The sequence below is a fragment of the Fontisphaera persica genome (assembly GCF_024832785.1).
Classification (GTDB): Bacteria; Verrucomicrobiota; Verrucomicrobiia; order Limisphaerales; family Fontisphaeraceae; genus Fontisphaera; species Fontisphaera persica.
Window position 1 is genome coordinate 3818351 of record NZ_CP116615.1, and the last position, 23282, is coordinate 3841632.

At 63.8% G+C, this 23282-nt stretch carries 17 protein-coding genes; 6 read left to right on the forward strand and 11 right to left on the reverse strand.

Going from position 1 to position 23282, the window contains the following annotated elements:
• Window positions 1–798 precede the first annotated feature (798 nt).
• The 5 genes from NXS98_RS14345 to purB all read right to left on the reverse strand — a co-directional run bounded on the left by NXS98_RS14345 (window position 799) and on the right by purB (window position 6764).
• Window positions 799–1998 carry a class I SAM-dependent methyltransferase gene (locus NXS98_RS14345; protein WP_283845709.1) on the reverse strand — a complete coding sequence of 400 codons (1200 nt, stop codon included), beginning with the start codon at window positions 1996–1998 and terminating at the stop codon, window positions 799–801.
• Between the two features lie 68 nt (window positions 1999–2066).
• On the reverse strand, window positions 2067–3305 hold the full coding sequence (locus tag NXS98_RS14350) for a glycosyltransferase (protein ID WP_283845710.1): 1239 nt from the start codon (window positions 3303–3305) through the stop codon (window positions 2067–2069).
• Entirely contained in the window at window positions 3302–4039 is a 738-nt protein-coding gene (locus tag NXS98_RS14355; RefSeq protein WP_283845711.1) for a class I SAM-dependent methyltransferase, read from the reverse strand. Before NXS98_RS14355 ends, NXS98_RS14350 begins: the two co-directional genes overlap by 4 nt.
• Before the next feature lie 25 nt (window positions 4040–4064).
• Window positions 4065–5252, reverse strand: coding sequence for an HDOD domain-containing protein (locus NXS98_RS14360; RefSeq protein WP_283845712.1), 1188 nt, complete (start codon window positions 5250–5252; stop codon window positions 4065–4067).
• 198 nt (window positions 5253–5450) lie between these two features.
• Entirely contained in the window at window positions 5451–6764 is a 1314-nt protein-coding gene (purB, locus tag NXS98_RS14365) for an adenylosuccinate lyase (protein ID WP_283845714.1), read from the reverse strand.
• A 149-nt stretch (window positions 6765–6913) separates the two neighbouring features.
• On the opposite strand from purB, the gene dnaB reads away from it, so the two are divergent.
• The 5 genes from dnaB to argB all read left to right on the forward strand — a co-directional run bounded on the left by dnaB (window position 6914) and on the right by argB (window position 13983).
• Complete coding sequence (gene dnaB, locus NXS98_RS14370) at window positions 6914–8512, forward strand: replicative DNA helicase (protein WP_283845715.1); 1599 nt, start codon at window positions 6914–6916, stop codon at window positions 8510–8512.
• Window positions 8513–8546: 34 nt separating this feature from the next.
• Window positions 8547–10916, forward strand: a complete 2370-nt coding sequence (bamA, locus tag NXS98_RS14375; protein WP_283845716.1) for an outer membrane protein assembly factor BamA — start codon at window positions 8547–8549, stop codon at window positions 10914–10916.
• Window positions 10917–10959: 43 nt separating this feature from the next.
• Window positions 10960–11586, forward strand: coding sequence for an OmpH/Skp family outer membrane protein (locus tag NXS98_RS14380; protein WP_283845717.1), 627 nt, complete (start codon window positions 10960–10962; stop codon window positions 11584–11586).
• Window positions 11587–11765: 179 nt separating this feature from the next.
• Complete coding sequence (argJ, locus tag NXS98_RS14385) at window positions 11766–13088, forward strand: bifunctional glutamate N-acetyltransferase/amino-acid acetyltransferase ArgJ (RefSeq protein ID WP_283845718.1); 1323 nt, start codon at window positions 11766–11768, stop codon at window positions 13086–13088.
• Between the two features lie 19 nt (window positions 13089–13107).
• The gene (gene argB / locus NXS98_RS14390; protein ID WP_283845719.1) at window positions 13108–13983 is read left to right on the forward strand and encodes an acetylglutamate kinase; all 876 of its coding nucleotides are present in this window, start codon (window positions 13108–13110) and stop codon (window positions 13981–13983) included.
• 34 nt (window positions 13984–14017) lie between these two features.
• Here the strand turns inward: argB and NXS98_RS14395 are convergent, their stop codons facing one another.
• The 3 genes from NXS98_RS14395 to NXS98_RS14405 all read right to left on the reverse strand — a co-directional run bounded on the left by NXS98_RS14395 (window position 14018) and on the right by NXS98_RS14405 (window position 20079).
• The gene (locus tag NXS98_RS14395) at window positions 14018–14440 is read right to left on the reverse strand and encodes a secondary thiamine-phosphate synthase enzyme YjbQ (RefSeq protein WP_283845720.1); all 423 of its coding nucleotides are present in this window, start codon (window positions 14438–14440) and stop codon (window positions 14018–14020) included.
• Between the two features lie 18 nt (window positions 14441–14458).
• Window positions 14459–17143, reverse strand: coding sequence for a tetratricopeptide repeat protein (locus NXS98_RS14400; protein ID WP_283845721.1), 2685 nt, complete (start codon window positions 17141–17143; stop codon window positions 14459–14461).
• A gap of 149 nt (window positions 17144–17292) precedes the next feature.
• Window positions 17293–20079 (reverse strand): DUF5703 domain-containing protein, encoded by a 2787-nt coding sequence (locus NXS98_RS14405; protein WP_283845722.1) that lies wholly within the window; start codon window positions 20077–20079, stop codon window positions 17293–17295.
• A 104-nt stretch (window positions 20080–20183) separates the two neighbouring features.
• Here NXS98_RS14405 and NXS98_RS14410 point away from each other — a divergent pair, with 104 nt between their 5' ends.
• Window positions 20184–21065, forward strand: coding sequence for a rhomboid family intramembrane serine protease (locus tag NXS98_RS14410; RefSeq protein WP_283845723.1), 882 nt, complete (start codon window positions 20184–20186; stop codon window positions 21063–21065).
• Window positions 21066–21138: 73 nt separating this feature from the next.
• Here the strand turns inward: NXS98_RS14410 and ppnP are convergent, their stop codons facing one another.
• The 3 genes from ppnP to NXS98_RS14425 form a co-directional block, all read right to left on the reverse strand.
• Window positions 21139–21465: a pyrimidine/purine nucleoside phosphorylase gene (gene ppnP / locus NXS98_RS14415; protein WP_283845725.1), complete on the reverse strand. Its 327-nt coding sequence runs from the start codon at window positions 21463–21465 to the stop codon at window positions 21139–21141.
• Window positions 21466–21663: 198 nt separating this feature from the next.
• Window positions 21664–22086 carry a DUF1425 domain-containing protein gene (locus tag NXS98_RS14420; RefSeq protein ID WP_283845726.1) on the reverse strand — a complete coding sequence of 141 codons (423 nt, stop codon included), beginning with the start codon at window positions 22084–22086 and terminating at the stop codon, window positions 21664–21666.
• Entirely contained in the window at window positions 22083–23255 is a 1173-nt protein-coding gene (locus tag NXS98_RS14425; RefSeq protein WP_283845727.1) for a COG3014 family protein, read from the reverse strand. The genes NXS98_RS14420 and NXS98_RS14425 overlap by 4 nt, the downstream gene beginning before the upstream one ends.
• Window positions 23256–23282 lie beyond the last annotated feature (27 nt).

Here is a 23282-nt window from a genome sequence, read left to right on the forward strand (position 1 = left end):
CGGGACGCCTGCGCTACACACCCTCACCTTGGCCTTTTACCACGATGGGGTGGAGGGAAAAGGTGGCAGAAAGGGGGAAGGGGAAAACACTAACCACGAATGAACACGAATGGACACAAATTTTGAACAGAAGGAAACGAAGGGAACGAAGAGGGAGAAGAGGCCCCTCAGCCTGACCTTCTCCCGGGGGGAAAGGGGGGGATTATAGCGGGACGGATTATCCTGCCCCTAGCCTGTGGGACGCCATACGTTATGGCTAATGCGAGATTGTGATGCGGCTTTGGTGCCTCCAGAAGCGTCTGTTTGATGACGGCAATTTGCAATCACGGAGCCGGGAGGCTCCGTGAACCCGCAGGCGAGACGCCTGCGCTACACACCCTCACCTTGGCCTTTTACCACGATGGGGTGGAGGGAAAAGGTGGCAGAAAGGGTGAAGGGGAAAACACTAACCACGAATGAACACGAATGGACACAAATTTTGAACAGAAGGAAACGAAGGGAACGAAGAGGGAGAAGAGGCTCCTCAGCCTGACCCTCTTGCCGAGGGGGGGAGAGGGGGGATTTTTAGCTGCGCGTTTTCTGCTGCCCTAGATTCGGAGTTCTCCCCAGCCTGCGGGACGCAGGCCAAACTCGCAGGCGAGGACGCCTGCGCTACGGCGCATGAAAGATTGATGCGCGGCTTGGTGCTTCCAAGGGCGTTTGTTTGACGACGGCAATTTGCAATCACGGAGCCGGGAGGCTCCGTGAACCCGCAGGCGAGACGCCTGCGCTACGCGGGCGAATGTGGCGAAACCGCGCTCACAGGGGCTGGTGATTGAGCAAGGGGTCCAAGGCATGGCGCTGGATGCCGAAGAAGGACTTGAGAGCCAGGATTTGTTCGCGCAGGGCGGTGCGGCGGAAGGGGGGATGGCGTCGCACGCCGCAAAGCATGAGGTTGCGGGGGGTGTGTTCGGAGGGGACAAATTCCACCAGGCGGGTTTGATAGCCTGCCCATTCCAAATAGAGGGCGCGCAGGCCGTCGGTGAGCCATTCGGCCAGGCGTCCGGCCATGAGGCCGTGGCGCAAGATGGGGGCCAGCGGGGCGGGTTTGCGGAGTTGCGGGCGTATTTGTTTGTGGCAGCAGGGAGCCACCACCAGCAGGCGGGCGCTGGCTTGGATGCCTTTCAGGAGCGCCTCATCGGTGGCGGTGTCACAGGCATGCAGCGCTATGAGGGCGTCCAGCCGGGACAACGGTGTGTCCGCAATGGCGCCAGCCCGGAAGGCCAAGCCTTCGGCGCCGATTTGGCGGGCCAGTTGATTGGTTTGCTGGACCAGTTCGGGGCGTTGTTCGACGCCGATGACTTGGACGGGCCATTGCCAGCGGCGGCGGAACAAATGCCAGATGCCGAAAGTGAGGTAGCCTTTGCCGCAGCCCATGTCGGCGAGTGTCAGGGGCGCGGGCGCTGCTGGCGGACCCCAACCTGCGGCCTGGGCGAGGTGGGCCATGATTTCCACAAAACGCGCTACCTGGCGGTGTTTGTCGGCCTGGCGGGCAGCCACCTGACCTTGCGCGGTGGTGATGCCCAGGCCGTGCAGCCAGTCGTGGGCGGAGGCGTCCAGCCAGGTTTGTTTGCCCAAATCGTGCTGAGGCGGGGGGGCTTGGGTGAGGCGCGGCGGATGGGCAATGAGGCGTCCGCCGACGTCACTGGGCTGCCATTGCCAGTCGCCGCGGGTGGAGGATAGATAACCGGATTGAAATTGGGGCAGCAACGCCTCCAACTGGCGCAGGCCTTCCGCCGGCTCGTAATTTTTCACTTCATCGCGGGTGGGATATTGACGGGTGAGGGAAAGGCGCAAGCCCGCCTTGAGTTGCACGGGGCGGGCAAGGACGGCCTTCAAGGACTCCGGCCCTGCGGCAGGGTGTCGGGGGGACGACAGCCGCAGGCGGATGAGCGAGCCGTCGTGGAGACAGCGCGCTGCGTGTTGCAGGAAACGTTGCGCCGCATGTTCGCCGTGCATGGGGTGGGTATTATGCGCTGCGGGGCCAGAGTCATAAAGGCGGAAATGCCCGCCGGAAGCCCGCCCGCTCAAGCGCGGAATTCGGGTTGCAGCGCGGCTTCGGAGAGAGCACAGGCCCGCGCAAACGCCTGGGCGACGCGTGGCAGGGCGTAAAGCTGCTCGGCGGTTTGGCGGGCGCGCTGGGCGAGTTGGCGGCGGAGGGTGGCGTCGGCGCGCAGGGCCTTGAGGGCGGCAAGGAGGACGGCGGGGTCGGGGCGGTCCACCAGCCAGGCATATTGATACTGCCGCACATGCCGGGCCAGGAAGCTCTCGGGCGGGGCATGCACGAGAATGGGGACGCCGGCGGCCATGTACTCGACCAGTTTGGTGGGGAAGGCGGTCAAGTCCAGAGCCTTGATTTGGCCGAAGAACGGCAGCACGGCGAGCAGGACGGAGGCGCTGCGCTGGAGTGCGCGCACTTCCGGCGTGGGCAGGGCCACGATTTCCACATGGGGCTGGGCCAGGCCGCAGGCGGCCAGGTCTTCGCGGCGGTTGGGGGTGCTCAAGATGACCTGCGCCTGCAATTCGGGGCACTGGGCCACGGCGTCAATGATGCGGCGGAGGCTTTCGTATTGGAGATTTTCCACCACGCCGGTGTGTACCAGGCGCAAGGGACCGTTGGCAGCGGCCGGTGACGGCTCGGCTGGGGGATAAAGCCGCAAGTCAAGACCGTGACGGATAACCGTGGAGGATAATTGGAAACGCTGCTGGAAATCGTCGGCCAGAGCCTCGGAAATGACCAGGCGTCCGGCGGCCGCTTGTAAGAGTGGCCTTTGCCGCCGCCGGAGGAAGTAACGGTCGGGCCAGGGGGCCTGCTCCCACGGGACCGGGGCGTCCATGTGATAGGTGAAGCAGGGCAGGCGCGCCAGGCGGGCGGCCTGAGCGGCGGCCAGCAAGAAGGGCCAGCTTGGATACCAGGCCACGATGCGCTGGGCGCCCGCCTCCACGGCATCCAGCACGGCTCTGCGGACGGCGGGCACGAGGGCATAGCGGCCCCAGCGAATCCAGTATTTGGCGAAGGGGAGGCGATGCAAGGCGGCGGGCAGCCCAAAGCGGGTGACGGCCACGCCTGGCGGCGGCTCGGCGCTGTGACGTCCGCCCAAGGTGGCCGGGCGCTCACTGATGACGCGCACGGTTTCCGGGCGAAAGGTGGAAATTAAATTGGCCGCCACCGTGGAGGAGCCACCCACAATGGGCGGGAAATAAGCGGTGACAGCGACCCATTTTTCAGCAGGGGGTAGATGCGGAAGCGCGGCGGCGGCGTTCATGCGGGGGCAGCGGGCACGGGCCACTGGGGTTGCCAGACGGCCCACCAGGTATGGCGGAGCCAGCGGACATCGAAGCCTTGCTGGCGCAATTTGAGACAGGCGACATAACTGCCCAGCAGGTGGTCATCCATGCTGGGGTGGGTGTCGTGCAGGAGGATGAGGCCTTGCGCGGCCAGATGGGGGCGCAGTTTGTGGAAATCGTTGAGTACGTAGTCGGTGTCGTGGCAGGCGTCCACGATGCCCAAATCCACTTTTTGTCCGGCCAGATGGGGCGCGAGGTCCAGATGCAGGGTGTTGGCGTAAATCTGGTTGACTTGCGCGGCATAACCGTGCTGGCGATAGACGCAGCCAATTTCCTCGCGGCTCAGCCCGAAGGTGGTGATGGCGCCGGTCATTTCCTCGACGGGAGCGTTGACGGTGTAGATGCGTGCGGCGGGGCAGTTGCGGCAGAGGTTGGCGGTGGTATTGCCGTGCGCGGTGCCCAGCTCGACAATGACTTTGGGCTGGCGGGCGCGGGCCAGTTTCATCAGGGGGGTGAAATCGTCGTGGTCATGCCGGTAATAATGTGGCGGCATGCAAATGTGTTCCAGGATGGGCGGGGCAATTGCGGTGTCCGGCGGCGCCAAGTCCGCCAGCTCCACCACCGGCAGGGCATACCGCCGGGCCAGCCAGCGGCGGTGAAGCTGGCGGGATTTTTCGCGGAGGTTGGCGGGGGTGAAACTGGACCACTTCATGCCTTTGCCTGAGTCCGCCTTGAGTTCAGGAGATTACGCGGCGCCATATTTCCACGCGATTCTCCCATCCCCGGGCTTTCAGGTATTCCAGGTCCAGGGAGGAAATGGCCAGCCCCTGGGTGTCGGCGCTGGTTTCGTGAACGAGGGCATTGGCCACGTGCACGGCCGCCACGGGGGTAAAACCGGGTTTCTCGCTGCGGGCTGGTTCATGGTGAAACGCGACGCTCTCGACGATGTCGGTGGGCAGCCCCCAGATGGCAAGCAGGGCGGCGCCGATTTCCGCATGCGAGGCGCCGAGGAGATTTTTTTCAATTTGCCACAAGGGCTGCTGATAATCGCGGGCCATGCGGAGGGCGAGGCTGAACTTGACCGGGAGGTTGGCGGCGTAAATCAACTTGCCCAGGTCATGCAGCAGGCCGCTGGTGTAGTAGGGGGCGGTGGCCTCGCCGCGGAGGTTTTCCTCGCGGGCCAGTTGGCGGGCGGCATGGGCGGTCAGGAGGCTGTGATTCCAGAGGAGTTCGAGCGAGAACTCGGCGGGATGGAGTTTCTCGAAGTAAGAAAACGTGTGGGCCAGGAGGATGAGGGCCTTGGTGGTTTCGATGCCCAGAAACATGACGGCGGTGGCGGGGTCCGCGACTTGTTGTTGCAGGCCAAAGGCGGCGCTGTTGGCCAGTTGCAGGAGTTTGGCCGTCATGGCGGGGTCCTGGCCGATGATTTGGCCCACGGTGTCCAGCGAGCTGTCCGGCGATTCCAGCGCGCGCAATACTTTGAGATAGGTGGCCGGCGGGCTGGGGAGGATGTTGACGGTGTGCAGCAGTTCCCGCGCGGCGCGGCTGGGGAGCCAGGCGCGAAAGGAAAAGGCGCGTTTCAAGGCCCGCGCCAGCAAGGGACCAGAGATGGGCTTGGCCAGCAGTTGCCAGCGCTCACCCACGGGCGGCGCTTCGCTGGAATGGGGACTGACATCGGCGCAAAGGAAAATTTCGCTTTGCGGATGCCGCTCGGCGGCCAACAGCAGCAGCCGGCGGGCGTCCACCTCGCTAATGGCAGCGTCCACCACCACGGCGTCAAACGCTGATTGCTCCAGCGCGGCCAGGGCAGCCGTGCCGGTGGCCGCCAACTGGACTTGCCAGGACTCAGCCTGGTGGCTTTCCTCATGAGGCCACGTCAAATCTCCGCCAAAGGCGGGGCCTGCCAATAAAATGCGCTCGTTCACGCGGGCATCCTTCGCCGGGCTGTGTTCATTCCTTCGGCGGGGAAATGTATTAGAAAACGCCGGTGGCGTAAATCGCCAAGTTACAGGGCGTGGTGGGGGCAGGCCGCCGCCTGGAGCGCTTATCGTGCCGGGCATCACCTCGTGCCGGCATTCAGGGGGCGGGCCCAGCGCCGGATTCTCTTCCCCTTGCGGGTCTGCTTAGAGGCCGACTTTTTTGAAGCGGGCTTTGACCTGGCGGAAGTGGAAATCCAGCGAGCAGATTTTTTCCAGTTCGCCCGGGGCGAAGTGGCGGGCCACTTCCGGGTCGGCCTGGAGCTGCTTGAGGAAATCGGCCTGGGAATCGCCGGCGTTTTTGGCCTGCCAGGTGAGCATGGCGTTGCGTTGCACCAGTTCGTAGGCGGCTTCGCGGGTGAGGCCCTTGCGAATCAAGGCCAGCAGGACGGTTTGGGAGTGCCACATGCCCAGGGAAAGCCCCAGATTGCGCTTCATGTTCTCCGGATAGATAATCAGTCCGTCCGTCAGCTTGGTAAGCGTGGCGAGCATGTAATCCAGGAGCGTGCAACTGTCCGGGAAGATGATGCGCTCGACGCTGCTGTGGCTGATGTCGCGCTCATGCCAGAGGGCCACATTTTCCAGGGCGGCCAGGGCGTTGGCGCGCAGCACGCGGGCCAGGCCGGTGAGGCGCTCGCCGGTGATGGGGTTGCGCTTGTGGGGCATGGCGCTGGAGCCTTTCTGGCCCTTGGCGAAATACTCCTCGACTTCGAGCACTTCGGTGCGCTGGAGATGGCGGAATTCCGTGGCCCAGCGCTCGATGCTGGCGCCCACCAGGGCGAGGGCCATGAGGAATTCGGCATGCAAGTCGCGCTGCACCACCTGGGTGGCCAGCGGGGCGGGGCGCAGCCCCAGTTTTTTGCAAACGTAAGCCTCCACGCGCGGATGCAGGTGGGCGCTGGTGCCCACGGCGCCGCTGAGCTTGCCGACGGCCACGGTTTGGCGGGCGGCGGCCAGCCGTTGCTCGGCGCGGCCGAATTCATCATACATCAGGGCCATTTTCAGGCCGAAGGTGATGGGTTCGGCATGAATGCCATGACTGCGGCCAATGCAGGGGGTGAACTGATGCTCGCGGGCCCGCCGGGCAATGACCTGGCGCAACTGGCGCACGTCCTCCAGCAGCAAATCGGCCGACTGCGTCATCTGCACGGCAAAGGCGGTGTCCAGAATATCGCTGGAAGTCAGTCCAAAATGAAACCAGCGGCTGGCGGGATGATTGATGCGCTCGGCCACGCAGGTGGTGAAGGCGATGACATCGTGGTTGAGGGTCTTTTCCAATTCTTTGCAGCGTTCCACGTCAAAGCCGGCGCGTTCCTGGATGAGGCGGAAATCCTGCTCCGGCACGATGCCTTCCTTGACCAGGGCTTCGAGGGCCAGCAGCTCGACCTGCAGCCAGATTTCCAGCTTGCGTTGCTCGGTCCAGATTTCCCGCATGGCGGGCCGTGTGTAACGTTGTATCATGGCGGGGGGGAATGTAGCGGAAGGGCAAGGGAAAAACAATGGCCAAGACCCGCGCCTGGCCGGCCACAGTGAACAACGTGTGAATAGCGCGGAAATAATCTGGATAAGTGGGGCTTTCCTTTTATGTTGTAGGGAGTTTGCTATCCGACATGCTCAACGAGCCACAGCAACAACCGACGGACGCCGGCGAGCCCGGCGAAGAGAAACCGCGCGCGCGCCGCCGTGAAGCGGGGCGGCAAACGGCGGGCCGGCAAACGCCGTTGGACCGGCTGCCGCCGCATTCGCTGGAAGCGGAGCGGGCGGTGCTGGCCTGCCTTTTATTAGACCCGCAGGAGGGCTTGGGGTCTTCCATCCAGCGCTTCAAAGTGGGCAAAAACCAGGAGGCCAAATCGGCGGCAGCCCCGGGCGAGGGCGAGGAACGGGGCGGGCAGCGGTTCAGGGACCGGCGGTTGAAGGAGAAACAGGAGATTTTTTACGACCTGAAGCATCAGGTGATTTATGAGCATCTGGTGCAGATGTTTGACCGGCGGGAACCGATTGACATGGTGACGCTGCTGCAGCGGCTGCAGGCGCGGGGTGATTTGGAAAAGGCCGGGGGGGCGGCCTACCTTGCGTCGCTGCTGGAGGCGGAGCATTCGGCGGCCAATCTGAGCTACTACATGGACATTGTGTGGGGAAAATACATTCTCCGCAAATTGCTCCATGCCTGCACGGACATCATTCAGAATGTCTATGACTACAAGGGGGATGTGGACGCCCTGCTGGACCAGGTGGAGACAGACATCCTGCGGCTGAGCGAGGAGCGGGTGGAGGAGAAGTCCATGAAGATGCATGATCTGGTGATGCGTTCCATCCAGATCATTGAGGAGCGGCATCAACGCAAGGGGCAGATTACGGGTTTGTCCACCGGCTTCCCCGATTTGGACGACATGACCACGGGACTGCACGGGGGGGAAATGTTCATCATCGCGGCGCGGCCAAGCATTGGCAAGACGTCGCTGGCGATGAACATTGCGGAGCATGTGGCGCTGGAGCTGAAGCAGCCGGTGGGCATCTTCAGCCTGGAAATGACCGCCGAATCGCTGGTGCTGCGCATGATGTCCTCCCGGGCGCGGGTCAACGCCCAGAACCTGCGCTCCGGCTTTTTGAATTACGAGGATTTCCAGCGGTTGACGCAGCATGCGGCGGAGCTGAGCCAGGCGCCGTTGTACATCGATGACACGGCCAACCTGAGCATCCTGCAGCTTCGGGCGCGGGCGCGGCGGCTGCACCAGCAATATGGCATCCAACTTTTCGTCATTGACTACCTGCAACTCCTCCATTCTACTTCCTCCCGCGCATTGGAAAACCGGCAGCAGGAGATTGCCGACATTTCCAAGGGCATCAAGGCGCTGGCCAAGGAATTGAATGTGCCGATTATTGTCCTGAGCCAGCTCAACCGCGAGATGGAAAAACGCGAAAGCAAACCGCGCCTGTCCGATTTGCGGGAATCGGGGTCTATCGAGCAGGATGCTGACGTGGTGGGCCTGCTGTACCGGGCCGACCCGAAAAGCCCTTACAAGGCGGCCCCGATGGACGGGGATGAGAGCGGGGAAATGATGCAGGCGGAGGCCATCCCGGTGAACTTGCTGATTGCCAAGCAGCGCAACGGCCCCACCGGTGATATTCGCCTCATGTTTGTCAAAGGTTATACGCGTTTTGAATCGGTGGCCAAAGTGGAGCCGGAAGATGTGCCCGTGACCGGCTAGCAAGATGGGCAGGGAAGATGGCAGAGATCCTTCTATGATGACATGGCTCAGGCAACAACGGCCCGGCCGCGCAATGGCCTGGCTCCTGGCGGTGATGAGCAGCGGCTGGCTCTGGACGGGGGCGCTGCTGGCGCAAACCGCGCCGGTGGTGCGCAAAATCACCATTGATTACGTGGGGCCGGCCACGGTGAGCGAGCCGATGATTCGCTCGCATATCCGCGTCAAGCCCGGCGACAGCTACCTCCAGGCCAACACCAGCGAAGACATCCGCTCGCTCTACGGCACCGGTCAGTTCCGGCAGGTGGTGGTGGAGCCGATTCCCCTGCCCGACGGCATCGAGCTGGTGTACCACCTCATCGGCAAACCGCGGCTGACCTCCATCAAGTTTGAGGGCAACAAGAAATACTCGGAGAGCAAGCTGAGCAAGAAGGTCACCTCCAAGGTGGGCGAGCCGCTGGACGAGGCCAAAATCTTCAATGACACCCTGGAGCTGCAAAAGTTTTACCAGAAAAGCGGCTACCACCAGACCACGGTGACCAACCTGGTTTCGATTGACGAGCGCGCCGGGCGCGGGACGGTGACCTTCCAGATTAATGAAAGCCCCAAAATCAAAATTGAGCGGGTGGAATTTGTGGGCGCGCAAAACCTGAAGGAATCCAAGTTGCGCCGGGTGGTCAAGACGCGCAAGCGGTGGTTTTTCTCGTGGCTGACCGGCAGCGGACGGCTCAAGGATGATGTGCTGGAGGATGACCGGGAGCGGCTGGCGGACCATTACCGGAATGCCGGTTACATTGACTTTGATTTGCAGGATGTGAAGGTGGACTCCACCGGCCCCAAGAGCGTGGTGGTGCGCTTTGTGTTCACCGAGGGCCGCCAGTACAAGGTGGGCGACGTGGCGTTCAAGGGCAACACCTTGTTCAGCAATGACGAGCTGGCGCGCACGTTGAAGATGGGGGTGGGAGAAATCTTCACCCCGAAGGGGTTGGAACGGGATTTGGAGGCGCTGCGGGACCGCTACGGGGCCAAGGGATACATTGATGCCACGGTGGTGCCGCTCAAGAATCCCAACGTGGAGCGCGGCACGATGGATTTGAGCTACCAGATTGAGGAAGGCCAGCAAGTGTTCATCGAGAAAATTGAAATCAAGGGCAACACCAAGACCAAGGACAAGGTCATCCGCCGCGAGCTGGCAGTGGCGCCGGGCGAGGTGTTTGACATGACGCGGGTGAAGCTGAGCCAGAGGCGCCTGGAGAACCTGCAATACTTTGAAAAGGTGGACGCTCGCGCCGAGCAGCCCGGCCCCACCGACCCGCCCAACCGGCGCAACCTGGTGGTGTCTGTGGACGAGAAGAACACCGGACATTTCACGATTGGGGCGGGGTTCAGCTCGATTGACAGCCTCATCGGGTACGTGGAAGTGCGGCAGGGCAACTTCGATTTGTTCAAGCCGCCGCGGTTTGAGGGCGGCGGCCAGAAGATGCGGCTGCGGGCCACGCTGGGGACGGTGCGGCAGGATTACTTGATATCGTTTGTCGAGCCGTGGTTCCTGGAGCGCAAGCTGGCGTTGGGGGTGGACTTGTACCACCGGGTGCTCAATTACGTGAGCTTGAATGATCTCTATGACGAGCGCCGCACCGGCGCGCGCCTGAGCCTGAGCCGGGCCTTGGGCACGGATTTGTTGATTGGCTCGGTGGCCTACACCATCGAGCGCGTGGGGGTGGTGAATGTGAATCCCAACGCCTCGCAGGTGATTCAGGATGAAGCGGGTTACCGGCTCGTTTCCAAGGTGGGCGCCAGCGTGACGTACGACACGCGCGACCACTCCCTCATGCCCACCCGCGGTCATCGCGTGGAGCTGTTCTCCGAAGTGGCCGGCGGGCCGTTCATGGGTGACACCGACTATTACAAAGTGGAGTTGCGCGGGGTGAAATACTTCCGCGGCTTCCACCCCAGCCACATTGTGGAGGTGGCGGCGCGGGCCGGTTCCATGGCGCCCTTTGGCGACTCGAAGCGTGTGCCGTTGTTTGACCGGTTTTTCCTGGGCGGCCTGTACTCGCTGCGCGGTTTTGACTACCGGGATGTCGGCCCGAAGGATGTGAATGGCGAGCCGATTGGCGGCAACACCTACTGGTTTGGCTCGGTGGAGTATTCCATCCCCATCATTCAACAGGTGCGCTTTGCGGTGTTTTACGACATCGGCAATGTGTATGCCCAGTCCTGGAGCTTCAATCATAACAGCTCCTTGGGGGAAAAGTTTTACAATGACAACTGGGGCGTGGGCATTCGCCTGAACCTGCCCATCGGCCCGATGCGGTTTGATTTTGGCGTGCCCATCACCACCGACAGCCGCAATGACAGCAGCGGCAAATTCCAATTTGGCGTGGGGTACACCCGCGAATTTTGAACTTTGGCAGCCTGAACTCGTCTAATCCCTCATGAATGTGCGCATGCTTTTGATGGCGGCCCTCGTGGCCGGCACCGTGTCCCTCACCGCGGCTCCCGCGCCCGCCGGCACGCTCCGCGTGGCCGGGGTGGATTTGAAGAAGCTCTTTGAGAACTATTGGCGCACCAAGCAGGCCAATAACAATCTCCAGAATCAGCGCGAGGAAATGCTCAAAGAGCGCAACGCCTACACGGACCGCCTCAAAAAAGCCGACGAAGAATACCGGAAACTGCTCGAGGCGGCCAATGACCAGGTGATTTCCGCCGAGGAGCGCAACAAACGCAAAAAGGCGGCGGAGGAAAAGCTCGTCGAGTTGAAACAAATTGAGGGGGCCACCGAAACGTTCTTGCGCAACGCAGCCAGCACACTTCAGGAAACCGAGGCCCGGATGCGCAACAACATCGTCAAAGAATTGCGGGAGGCCATTGCCGCCAAGGCCAAGGTCGCGGGGTACACGCTGGTGATTGACCTTTCCGCCGACACGCCGGTGGGCACGCAGGTGTTTTTGTATGCGGCGATTGAAGACATCACCGACACCCTCACCGCGGAGTTGAACGCCAAGGCGCCGCCCGGAGCGCTGGACGACCGCCCCCGCACCAATGCCCCGCCGCCTGCCGGCAAATCCAAGTAAAGGCTCCGGTCCGGTTGGAGCGGCGAGGGACGGAAAGCCGCAGACAGACGCTGGCTCCCGCCGGTTGCCGGCCGCTGCTTTCCGCCAAAACCGAGCTGGGCAAAATTCATGAGGGCCAACCTGCCCTTTGGGATTGCCGTTGCGTGCGCGGCGGGCAGGGCGTAAAAGAAGGCCGGTTTATGAAGAAACAGTGGACCTCGATTCCCGGTTCAGTGGTGGCCCCCCAGGGCTTTCTGGCGTCAGGCGTGTTTTGCGACATCAAGCGCCTGGGCACCGGCAAAGGCTCGGACAAGGGCCAAAAGCGCGATTTGGCGCTGATTGTTTCCACCGTCCCCGCGCGGGCGGCGGGCATGTTCACCACCAACCAGGTATGCGCCGCGCCGGTGAAGGTTTGCCGCGAGCATTTGCGGCGCGGCACGGCGCAGGTGATTGTGGCCAACAGCGGCAACGCCAATGCCTGCACGGGCGCGCAGGGGATGCGCGACGCCCGCCAGATGGCGGTCCTGGCCGCAGAGCGGCTGCACGTGGAGCCGCGGCAGGTGCTGGTGGCGTCCACCGGCCGCATTGGGGTGCTCATGCCCATGGACCGCGTGCAGGCCGGCATTGAGGCCGCCGCCCAGCTTCTGGGCGACGCCCCCGAGCACGCCGCCGAGGCGGCCGAGGCCATCATGACCAGCGACACCCGGCCCAAGCAAATCGCCATCGAGTTCAAGGTGGGGGGCGTGCCGGTGCGGCTGGGGGGTATTTGCAAGGGGGCGGGCATGATTCAACCGGGCATGAGTCCCACCGGCGCGCGGCCGGCCTCGCGCCCGCTGCATGCCACGATGTTGTGCTTTTTGACCACCGACGCCGCCATTGCGCGTCCGGCCCTGCAAACGGCCCTGCGCGAAGCGGTGGCGGCCAGCTTCAACCGCATCACGGTGGACGGCGACATGAGCACCAACGATACCGTGCTGGTGCTGGCCAATGGGCTGGCGGGCAACCGGGAAATCCGAGGGGGCGGGGACCTGGCCATGTTTCAGGCGGCGTTGAGCCATGTGTGCCTGGAGCTGGCCAAAATGATTGTGCGGGATGGTGAAGGGGTGACACGCTTTGTCACCGTCCATGTCCACGGTGCGCGCCATGCGGCGGATGCCGACGCCGCGGCGCGGGCGGTGGCCAACAGCGCGTTGGTGAAGACCAGTTGGTGCGGGGGCGACCCCAACTGGGGGCGCATCATGGATGCCTTGGGCTATTCCGCCGCCCGGGTGGTGGAGGAGAAGGTGGACATTGCCTATGCCCGGCCGGGGGGGCGGAAATTGTTATACTCGGTGAAACGGGGGCAGCCCACCAAGGTCAGTTTTGCCACGCTCTGTCAGGCGGTGGCCGAGAAGGAATTTGACCTGCACATCTTCCTCAATCTGGGCCGCGCCGAAGCGGTGATGTACACCTGCGATTTGACCGAGGCGTACGTGGATTTCAACAAGGGCGATGTGTCAAATCCCGCCGCCCTGGGCGGCTGAGGACCGCGAAGACTTTATTATGGAAACCCTGATTGCCAAGGCGCACACGCTGCTGGAGGCGCTGCCGTACATCCAGCGGTACAGCGGCGCCACCTTTGTCATCAAATACGGCGGCAGCTTCATGGATTCACCCGACCCGGAAGTGCGCCAGAGCGTGGCGCGGGACATCGTGTTTCTGGAGGCGGTGGAAATCAACCCCGTGGTGGTGCATGGCGGGGGCAAGGCCATCACCCGCGCGATGGATGCGGCCGGGTTGAAGGCGCAATTTGTGCAGGGCATGCGGGTCACCGACGCCGCGACGGTGGAGGTGGTGGACCGGGTGCTGTCGCGCGAAATCAATCCGGAAATCGTGCGCACCATTCAGACCCTGGGCGGGCTGGCGCGCGGTTTTGCGGGGACGGACATTTTCACCTGCCGCAAACTGGCGATGCACGGGCCGGACGGCCAGCCGGTGGACCTGGGCTACGTGGGCGAAGTGGTGGCGGTGAACACCGAGCCGCTGCTGGACTGCATTGCCAGGGGCATTACGCCGGTCATCAGCCCGACGGCGCGCGGTGAGGACGGCCACGTGTACAACTGCAACGCCGATGTGGCGGCGGCCATGGCGGCCATTGCCCTCAAGGCGCGGCGGCTGGTGTTCATGAGCGATGTGCCGGGACTGATGCGCAATCCGAAGGACCCCACCACGGTCATCCCGCATCTGCGCATCAATGAGGTGCCGGCGCTCAAACAGGCGGGCATCGTGGACCAGGGCATGATTCCCAAGGTGGACAGCGCCGTGGCGGCCATCCGGGCGGGGGTGGAAAAGGTTTCCTTTGTGGACGGCCGCGTGCCCCATGCGGTGCTGTTGGAGATATTCACCGATGAAGGCGTGGGGACCGAGGTGGTGCGGTAAGGCGGTTGCTTAACCGCCGGGTGTCCGGCCAGGGTTATTCGCCGAGCAGGTGCACGGTCACCCGCCGCCGGTGCGAGGCATAGCGGTGTTCCCAGAGATAAATCCCCTGCCAGGTGCCGAGCGCCAGGCGCCCGGCGGTGATGGGGATGCTCAAGTTCACGGCGGTCAGCGCGGTGCGGATATGAGCCGGCATGTCATCGTCGCCCTCGCAGGTATGGCGAAACAAGGGGTCCCCATCGGGCGCGAGCCGGGCCATGAACCGCTCCAAATCCCGGCGCACTTCGGGGTCGGCGTTTTCCTGAATGAGCAGTGAGGCGGAGGTGTGTTGCAGGTGCAACGTGGCCAGGCCGGTGGCCAGGCCGCTGCACCGCACCAGCTCGGCCACCTCCGCGGTGATTTCGTAAAAGCCGCGTCCGCGGGTGGCAATGGTCAATTCATGCTGGACCTGGCGTAACATGCGGGGGAGGCGTGGCGCTCAAGGCTGGCCGCCGACGGCGGCCTTGAGCTTGGCTTCCAGTTCGGGGTTGGGGGCGGCGCCGCCGGCCATGGCTTTTTGGTAGTGCCATTGCGCCAGGGCGGGCGAGGGCGGCTGCTGGTGCAGGTACACCCACGCCAGATTCAGGTGGGCGGAGGCCAGCGCGGCATCGAGCTGCAATGCTTTGCGAAAAGCGCTTTCGGATTCGCGCACCAGGCCCTTCTTGCCCAGCACAAAGCCGAGGTAGTTGTACACATCGGCGCGCTGGTTGTCCTGCTTGAGGGACTGGCTGAGCGCCGCAATGGCATCGTCCAGCCGCCCCTGCTCAAAGCGGAGGATGCCCAACTGATACAGCAGGCCGGCGTGTTGGGCGTCAGCCGCCAGCCCTTGCTGAATGGTTTGCTCGGCCTCGGCCAGCTTGTTTTGTTCGAGCTGAACGGCGGCCAGTTGGTGGAGGGCCTGGGCGTTGGGATTGGGCTGGCGGGTCACCGCGGCGAGTTTTTGCTCCGCGGCGGGGAGGCGTCCCGCTTCGGCATCCTTGCGGGCCTCGAGGAAGACCTGGGTCATGGCGGCATCGGTTTTGGTGGGTTTGGCGGGCGGTTGGGGGCGGATGGGCGGCGCTTTCAGCAAGGCCAGCTCCTCGGGCGTGAGCGGCACGCGCTTGATTTCGTAAGCCTCCAGCCGCGCGCGCAAGGCGGCCATCTGGCGGGTCAAGTCGTCCGCGGTGGCGGCGCGCTGGCGCAGGGCGTACAAATCCCGGCTGGTTTCATTGAGTTTCTTTTGCAACTGGTCCCGTTCTTTTTCCAGTTCCTTCACCCGGCGGGTATCGCGGCTTTTGGCGGAGGATTCCCGTTCTTTTTCGGAAAGGAGGGCGGCCAGCCGGGTTTCGATGATTTGCTGCTCTTTGCGCAGGGCGGCCATTTGCTCCTCCCGCTCCTGCTGGGCGGCCTGGGCGGCCAGCAATTCGTTTTCGAGCCGGCGGAGGCGGTCCAAATCCTGGGCGCGCAGCCGTTCGTACTCGGTTTGGGTGGTCTTCAGCCGTTTTTCCAAATCCTGCCGGGCGGCCTGGAGCACTTCGCGCTCGCGCTGCAGCGCGGCGGTCTGCTCTTCCATGGCGGCGGCCTTTTGCTGCAAGGCGGCCAGTTTCTTTTCGGCCTCCGCCAGACGCGGGTCCTGGGGCGGGGGCGCATTGGTGGTTTGGTGGAGCTGGCGGGCCAGCAATTCCTTTTCCAATTTCAAGGCTTCGAGGGCGGATTGCAGGGCGGCCTGCTGCTGGCGCGCCCGTTCCAATTCAGCGCTGCCCTGCTCCACCTGCGGTTGAAGGGCCTGCAGGCGTTGCTGCAATTCAAACAACTGCTTTTTCAAACTGAGGTTCTCCGCCTCGTAGGAGCGGGCCAGGGCGTTTTCGGGGGTCTGATTTTTCAGGCTGGCCTGCAGGGCTTCCTTTTCCTTCTGCAGCGCGGCCATCTGGCTGGCGGTCTCCTCCAGTTTTTTCTGGGTGGCGGCCAGGGCGTCCTGAGCTTTCTTCAATTCGGCGGGGTCCACCTTGGCGCTGGCCCTGGCCTGTTCTTCGGCCACCTGTTTTTGCAGGGCCTCCTTTTCTCTGGCCAGTTGTTCCGCCGCCGTGCTCTGGCGGGAAAGCTGTTCCTTCAGGGCTTCCAATTGCTGCGCCAGTTGCGCTTTTTGTTCCGCTGCGGCTTTTTGTTCCGCGCGCGCGGCGGCGGCTTCGGCTTCCGTGGTTTGCAGCAGGCGGCGGACTTCCGCCAGCGCCTCCTGGGTTTTGCGCAATTCCTCGGCGGTGGGGGCGGCGGCCAATTGGGCGCGGGTCTCGACGAGCTGCTGTTCCACGGCGGTTTTTTCCTTGCGCAGATTCTCCATGGCCTCCTGGGCGCGCGCCAGCTTCTGCTCGGCGTCAGCCAGCGCGGCGCGGGAGGATTCGGCCTGGCCCTTGCCGCGGGTTTGCTGCTCCTGCAACTGCTGGCGCAACTGGTCCCGCTCTTTTTGGAGGGCGGCGGCCTGCTCCTGCTGGCGTTCCAGGCGTTGTTGCGCCTCTTTGACGGCGCGCTGCAGCTCGTTGAGCTTGTCCGGGGAAACCGCCCGGGCGGATTTTTCCTTCTCCTGTTCCAGGGTGACCTGCAATAAATCGCGTTCTTTTTCCAGGTTGCGGATGCGCTCTTCAGCCCGGGCCAGCTCGCGGGGGTCCGCGCCGGCAGGCTGGGCGGAGAGCGCCTCGCGCAATTTGGCCTCCAGCAGCAGCCTGTCGCTTTGCAATTGCTTGACCTGCGCCCGCAGGGCTTCCAACTCCTCGTTGAGCGCCGGAGAAACCGGAGCGGCGGGCGCCGGGGTGGCGGGTGGGGTGGGCGTGGAGGGCGGAGCGGCAGGCGCCGCGGGCGCGGGGGCGGGGGCCAGGTCGGCCAGCGCCTTGATTTTGCCGTTCAAATAGTTCAGGCGGTAGGTCACCACCTTTTCATTCCAGCCCGGGAAGCTGGCTTGCAGCCGTTGCAACTCCTGCAGGGCGGCGCGGTATTTGGGCAGCGCATCGGCGCCCCGGCCGGTTTCCATGAGCTGGTCGGCCTGCTGAATCAAATCGTACACCCGCACGTATTGCTCCTCGGGACTTGCCAGCGCCGTGGCGGCCAGCAGCCCGCACAGCCACAGCGTCATCCATGTGCACAGACTTCTCATGCCTTCATGATAGGCAAGGAAAGCTCGTGGAATCACGCATAAAGAAACGGCGCAAAACGCCGGCGCCAGACCCCCCATTCGAGGGACCAGGGGCGTTGGCGGCCTGCGGGAATCCTGCGGCGCTGTCCGGGCGGTCCCGCCTGGCTGAATCATGGGGCTACGATGACGACATCCGCTTTGCGTTGGGCGGGGGTGATTTGCCAGGAGACCAGCCGGCCATTGCGGTAGGCGCCTTCGATGACGGTACGTTGCGGGGCATGCAATTTGAAATCCACATCCCAGGCCTTGGGCCAGGCAGGGAACAGGAAAATACGCGGCCCATCGGTTTGCAGGAGCATGGCCTGGAAGGTTTTCATGAGCACGCCGCCGTGGTCCTGGTCGGGCGTCCAGTCATAGTTGGGCCCCCAGAAGGCCGGGAAACGCTCGTTGCGGTCCCAGTGCCGGGCGCGCCAGGCCAAACCCTTGCGGGCCTCCTCGGCCAGCCCCAGGTAGGCCATGAAAATGTCATCCTGCCGCCAGCCAAAGTGGCCTTTGTCTTCGCGATGCTCCAGGGCGGCCAGCGCCCAGTCCACGTTGGGCCGGTTGAACGCGAACAAGCGGAAGGGGAAGACGGGGTACAGCTCCGGGTTTTCGACGTTGCGTTTGTCGGCAAAAAAGGCGGCGGGCGCCAGGGCCTTGCGGCCGCGGATTTCGCGCAGGGGAATGGGCGGCAGCTTGGCGCGGAATTGCTGCCAGAAACGGCGGTCAGCGGCGGGCGCCAGCGTGGCGGGCAGCGCCAGCAGGCGCTCGGTGAGAGCGATGCAGCCGGACAGCTCGGTGACGGCGTTGGTGCAGCGCCACCAGGTTTCCGCCGCCTGGGAGGGATACATCACCAACTGGCCGCTGGCGTTGGTGGGATAGTGCCGGTCAAAAAAGGTGAGGACCTCGCGCACCAGCGGCAGCACGGACTGTTGCAGGAATTCGCGGTCCAGGGTGTGCTCGTAATAATCCATCATCATCCAGCCCAATTCGAGGCCGCAGAGCCATTCATATTTGTGCCAGCCGCTTTCCTGTAATTTATCCTGGCGCTGCTCGAAGGGTGTCCAGCCGTAGGTCTCGCTGAAAATGGCGCCCCAAAACATGATGCATTCAGGATAAAACGCGCCGGCATGGCCGCAGTAAAGCTGCGTGCGGTACCGGCACAAGGGCAGCAAATCCCGGGCATACATGCGAAACAGCGGCTGCTGCAAATCGAAGTCGCCCGAGGTGCAAAGGGAGAGGTACGGCAGCCGGGTGTTTTGCCACCAATACCCGGGGCCCCACCGGCGGTAATCCGGGTCTTTTTCCGTGGGGCCGGGCGGCACGGTGAAGAGGGAGCCGTTGAATTTTATGGGATAATTGCCCCGCCCGGCGCAGGCGGTAATGAAGCGCTGTAAATGATACATCTGGCTGATGTAGGCGGCTTCATCCTTGACCGCGGCGCCCACGTCGCTGGCGGCCAGACGGCCATTCACATACAGCCGGCATCCGCCCGCCGCCGCGTCGGCCACCGCGGCGATGTGCGTCCACTGTCCTGCTGGCACGGCGTTGGCGAGGGTCAATTCATGCTGCCCCACAATCCACCGCAGGCTGTTGCCCGGGTAGGTGTCCAGCAGAAAGCCGTCGCGCTGGCCGGCGGTGAGTTTGTCCAGCACGCGGGCGCCGCCGCCGGGCAGTTTTTCCGGGCGCACCCAGGCTTCGGCGGTGAAACTGGGCGGCCACCCCCAGTTGGTGCTGCCGGGGACGGCGTGGGGGACGGCATTGGTGGCGGTGAAAAGCACGCGGGCGCCAGCGGGCAGCGGTTGTTGCGGGCCCGTGGCGGCCAGGGCCGCAATTTCCGCGTCAGTCAGGGCCTGGCCCAGCACACTGACCCGCCCCAGTTCGCCGCGATAGCGGTTGCCGCCGCCGGAATCGAAACCAACGCGCAGGGGATGGCGATTGGCAGGCGCGAGTGGCTCGGCCTGGGCTGCGGCGTGATGGGTATTGAGCGTGGCGCGAATCCAGCTTCGCTCCCAAAATTCCCGCCACCAGGCTTCGTGCGCGGCGCGGTGCAGGGCAAACGACGTGGACTCAAAACGGCGGCGGACGGCATCGGCATCGGCCAGCCATTCCGCTGGTGTGGCGGGATGCCGGGCGGTGACATAAATGCTGAAGCGTTGCGCGGTGGCCGGGGGCGCGCGGAGGGTGCGGTCGTTCACGCGCTGAGCGCCGGGGGCAGTTACCAAGGCGCCAAAGGTTCGATGCATCAAGGGGTCCGGCTGGGGGAATCCTGTGAGTCCCTGGATTTGGGCCATCAAAGCCGGCCCGATGGATTTGCGATTGTGATGATACCACCCCACACCGTCGGGATAATTTTCCAGTACTGTGTCTGGCTCGATGAGCATGCTTTCCTGCCTGCCGCTGGGGTCTTTGCGGTGCATGAGCACATCGCTGACTTCCGTGGTGGCCACGGCCATTTGCTGGGTGCGCCACAACTCAAGGAAGGCGGTAATTTCCCGGGGCGCGGCGCTGTCCAGTGTCACGTGCACCACGGGATGGTGCGCGTCCACCCATACTTGCAGGCGGGTGCGCGCTGCGCCTTCGCCGGCCTCGACGCGCAGGGTGGCGTCGCGCAGACTGAGCGTCTGCCGAAACGGTGCGCCGGGGGTGAAGGGATTGGGGGAAATCTGCAGCCGCACCTTGCCCACTTTGACCAGCCGGCCGTAATCGTCCCAGGCATCAGTGCGTGCCAGGTAGAGGTGCAAATCGCCGGCCGCCGTGACCCAGGCGTTGACCGCCACTTCGCCGTTGCCCAAGGGCATGGAGCCGTGGTGGTTGGTGCTGGGCGAGTCCCAAACCACATCGTATTGGGCTAGGGGGTCGGCCGCGCGCCCCAGCAAAGCCGCCGCCAGCAATAACCCGGCACACAAGGATTTCATGGGGCTAGGATGACGCATCCGCCGCAAAAACACAATGGGGGGCGGACAAGCCTCAGGGCTTGCGGGCATTGCTGGGCACGTCTGAGGATGGTAGGATAAGGGGCATGTCATCACCTGCCCGGTTGCCCGTGCGTTCCGAGGAGCAAGCCCGTGAATGGAGCCTGGTCCTGATTAGTCAGGGCATTGAAACGGTGCTGGCGCGGGACGCGGAAACGGGCGAGTGGTTCCTGGAGATGGCGCCGGAGCATTTTTCCCATGCCTGCCAGTCGCTTCGGCTGTATTTGGTGGAGAATCGGAACCGGCGCTGGCAAAGCCCGGTGGAGTGGGCGGGGGAGGTGTACGATTGGCGGGCATGGTTTTGGGCCTTGTTGATGGCGGTCATGTTCTGGCTGGAGCGGGTGTTGCCGGTGGATTTGTCAGTAACTGGGCGGGTGGATGGCGCGGCCGTGGCGCAAGGGGAGATTTGGCGGTTGTTCACCGCCACCACGTTGCATGGGGATGAGGGGCATCTATTGATGAATCTGGCCTCGGGCGTGCTGTTTCTCGGACTGGCGATGGGGGCCTTTGGGGCGGGCGCGGCTTTGCTGGCCAGTATGTTGGCCGGGGTGGCGGGCAATGGGGTCACCTTGTTGGTGCATGGGCAGGCGCACTTGAGCCTCGGGGCCTCCGGGGTGGTGATGGGGGCCTTGGGGTTGCTGGCGGCGCAATCGCTGGCGGAGGCGGCCAGCCTGCCACGGCGCCAATGGCTGACGCGCGGGCTGGGGGGAGTGGTCTTGTTGACGGTGTTGCTGGGATTAAACCCCGCCAGTGACGTGGCGGCGCACTTGGGAGGCTTGGGAGCGGGACTACTGCTGGGGATGGCCCTGGTGGCATGGCGGCAACACCGGCCTGCGGCGCCTGCTCGTTGGGACCCCTGGCTGGCCTATGTTTGCGGGGGACTGCTGGCCACGGCATGGGGCCTGGCCCTGTGGAGCCACGCGCCTTGAACCCCTCCCTGTCAGTGTAGTCCGGGTTGTCCTGACGCCGTGCCGGGTGTGCCAGTTTGCTGGTGGGCGCAGCTTATTGCAAGAAGGTACAGACGTACTCGCAGATGCCGTCTTTGACCTCGATGTCAAAGCTGGACTTGGCTGGCACATGGAAATTGGTGCCGCCTGTGAAAGTCTGGGCGGGAGCGCCATTGACCTGGACCGAGCACTGGCCGGCCACAATTTCCATGCGCTCCGGCGCGTCGGTGTTAAACCGGTACTTGCCCGGGTAAATCAAGCCCAGCGTCTTGCGGGTGCCATCCGGAAAAATCAACGTATGGCTGACCACTTTGCCATCAAAATAAATGTTGGCTTTGGCCACCGCGGTCACGCCGACAAACTGAATCGGAAACGTTGACATAATGGGAGGGGAGTTTTTGGTTTTGGGCGCATTTGTCAAGCATGGAAGCCCAGGAAATCAGAAATCCGCCTCTCACCCCCGGGCGAAAGCCGGTTGGAAACAGAATGGCCGGCTGGACCACCGGCCCGTGGCCGGGGCATGGCGCCGGGATTCCGCCGCGTGGGAGGGGGGACTCGGCCGCTGCGGGTCACGGCCCGATTACCGGGCCTGCCGCACACGGATGGTGTATTTCTGGGCGGTGGGCTGGGTGGAGACAAAGCTCACGCCTTCCTGGGCATTTTCATCCAGGATGACGTCGCGCCACGGGGTGTCTTCCACCACAAAGCCCTGGGCGTCCTTGAAGACGCAATTCATTTGCACCTGAATGCGGCGGTGCAGGCGGTTGCGGACATTGGCGGAGACCTGGAGCCGTCCATCGTCCAGACGGCGTTCCTGGATGCCGTGGCAGGTCACACTCGTCTGGGTGGCACGGTCCAGGAGCACGAAGTTGGCGCGGTTTTCCAAATCGTACTTGTTGGTGTTTTTGGGGGCATAAGCGCCGGTGTCAATGTTGCTGGTCTGGCAGCCGGTGACAAGCAGGGCTGCGGTGCACAAGAGGAGGGTGCCAAGAGGAGCATTCATAGGTCCATGCGGTTCACCGATTGGTCACTGACAAATAGGACCGTATCGCGGTCGGGCGCCACGGTCACATTCCATTGTTTGGTAAAAGTGCTTACGGGCTGGTGGTCCCGATTCCAAAACTCGATGGTCAGCGCATGCCGGCCCGGGGGCACTTGCAGGGCGGCAAAGCCGAGAAACTGGGGGAGGTTGTCCCAGCAGCGGGTGTCCGCGGCAGGGTTGGCGGCGGCGGCGATGAGTTTGGCCACCAGCCCGGCGCCCAGGACGGCCAGGCCGGCTTCGCTGGTATCATCGTGCATGGCCATGACGGCGCCGCCGATGATGGCCACATTGCCGGCGGTATCGGTGGTGCTTTTGAAGACGGCCTTGTTTTTGAGCACGTGGTCCATGACGCGCCCACCGCGGGTGGTGGCCTGGAAGTTGAGGTCGTCATACGGCCCCACCCGGGCCAGCTCCTGGGTGCCTTGTTTGATGACGGCCATGACCACCGGCGATTCAAAAGTGCGGAAGCGCAACTGCTCGCGGTATTCGCCGGTGGCGTATTTCTGCGGGCCGGGGCCGTACTCGAGAAAGACCAGCAGGTTGGCGCGGGGGTTGTATGGGGGCAGCGGGGCGGGGGCGCGCGCCTGGGCGCGTTTGAAGGCGTCGCTGCCGTCGCCGCCGAGTTTCACGGTGGCGTAGCCGTCGAGGTAGTCCAGAAGGATGTAATCCCCGGCGTACGTTTTGTTTTCCGCATCGCTGTCCATGAACTGGGCATTGCGGAAGCAGGCGCGGGCGTTGTCCACTTCTCCCGCCCGCCAATACAGGAGGCCGCGATAGAAGTTGGCCATGGAGCGCTCATACGGCTCGCCGATGAAGGATTTTTTGGCTTCCTCGTGGAAGAGGCTGCGGGCTTTTTTGGCATCGCGGTCAGGGCCAAAGATGTTGTTGACCCGGGCCAGGGCTTCGTCGAGCAGGCGGGTGGCCGTGTCATATTGGCCGCGGCGCAGGGCATGCAGGGCGGTGCGATACTGCCAGAGCACGCGGTCGCGCGGGGGGGCGCGCACAATCATGGCCAGGCCGTGCGCCACGGGGTCGGCCTGGGCGTCCGGCAACGGCGGGCCGGGGGGCGTGGTGACACACCCCGCCATTCCCAGAAGGGCGCACAACAACCAAACCGGCCAGGCCTTCATAAAAAATGCGGCGGGCGCCGCCGGAGC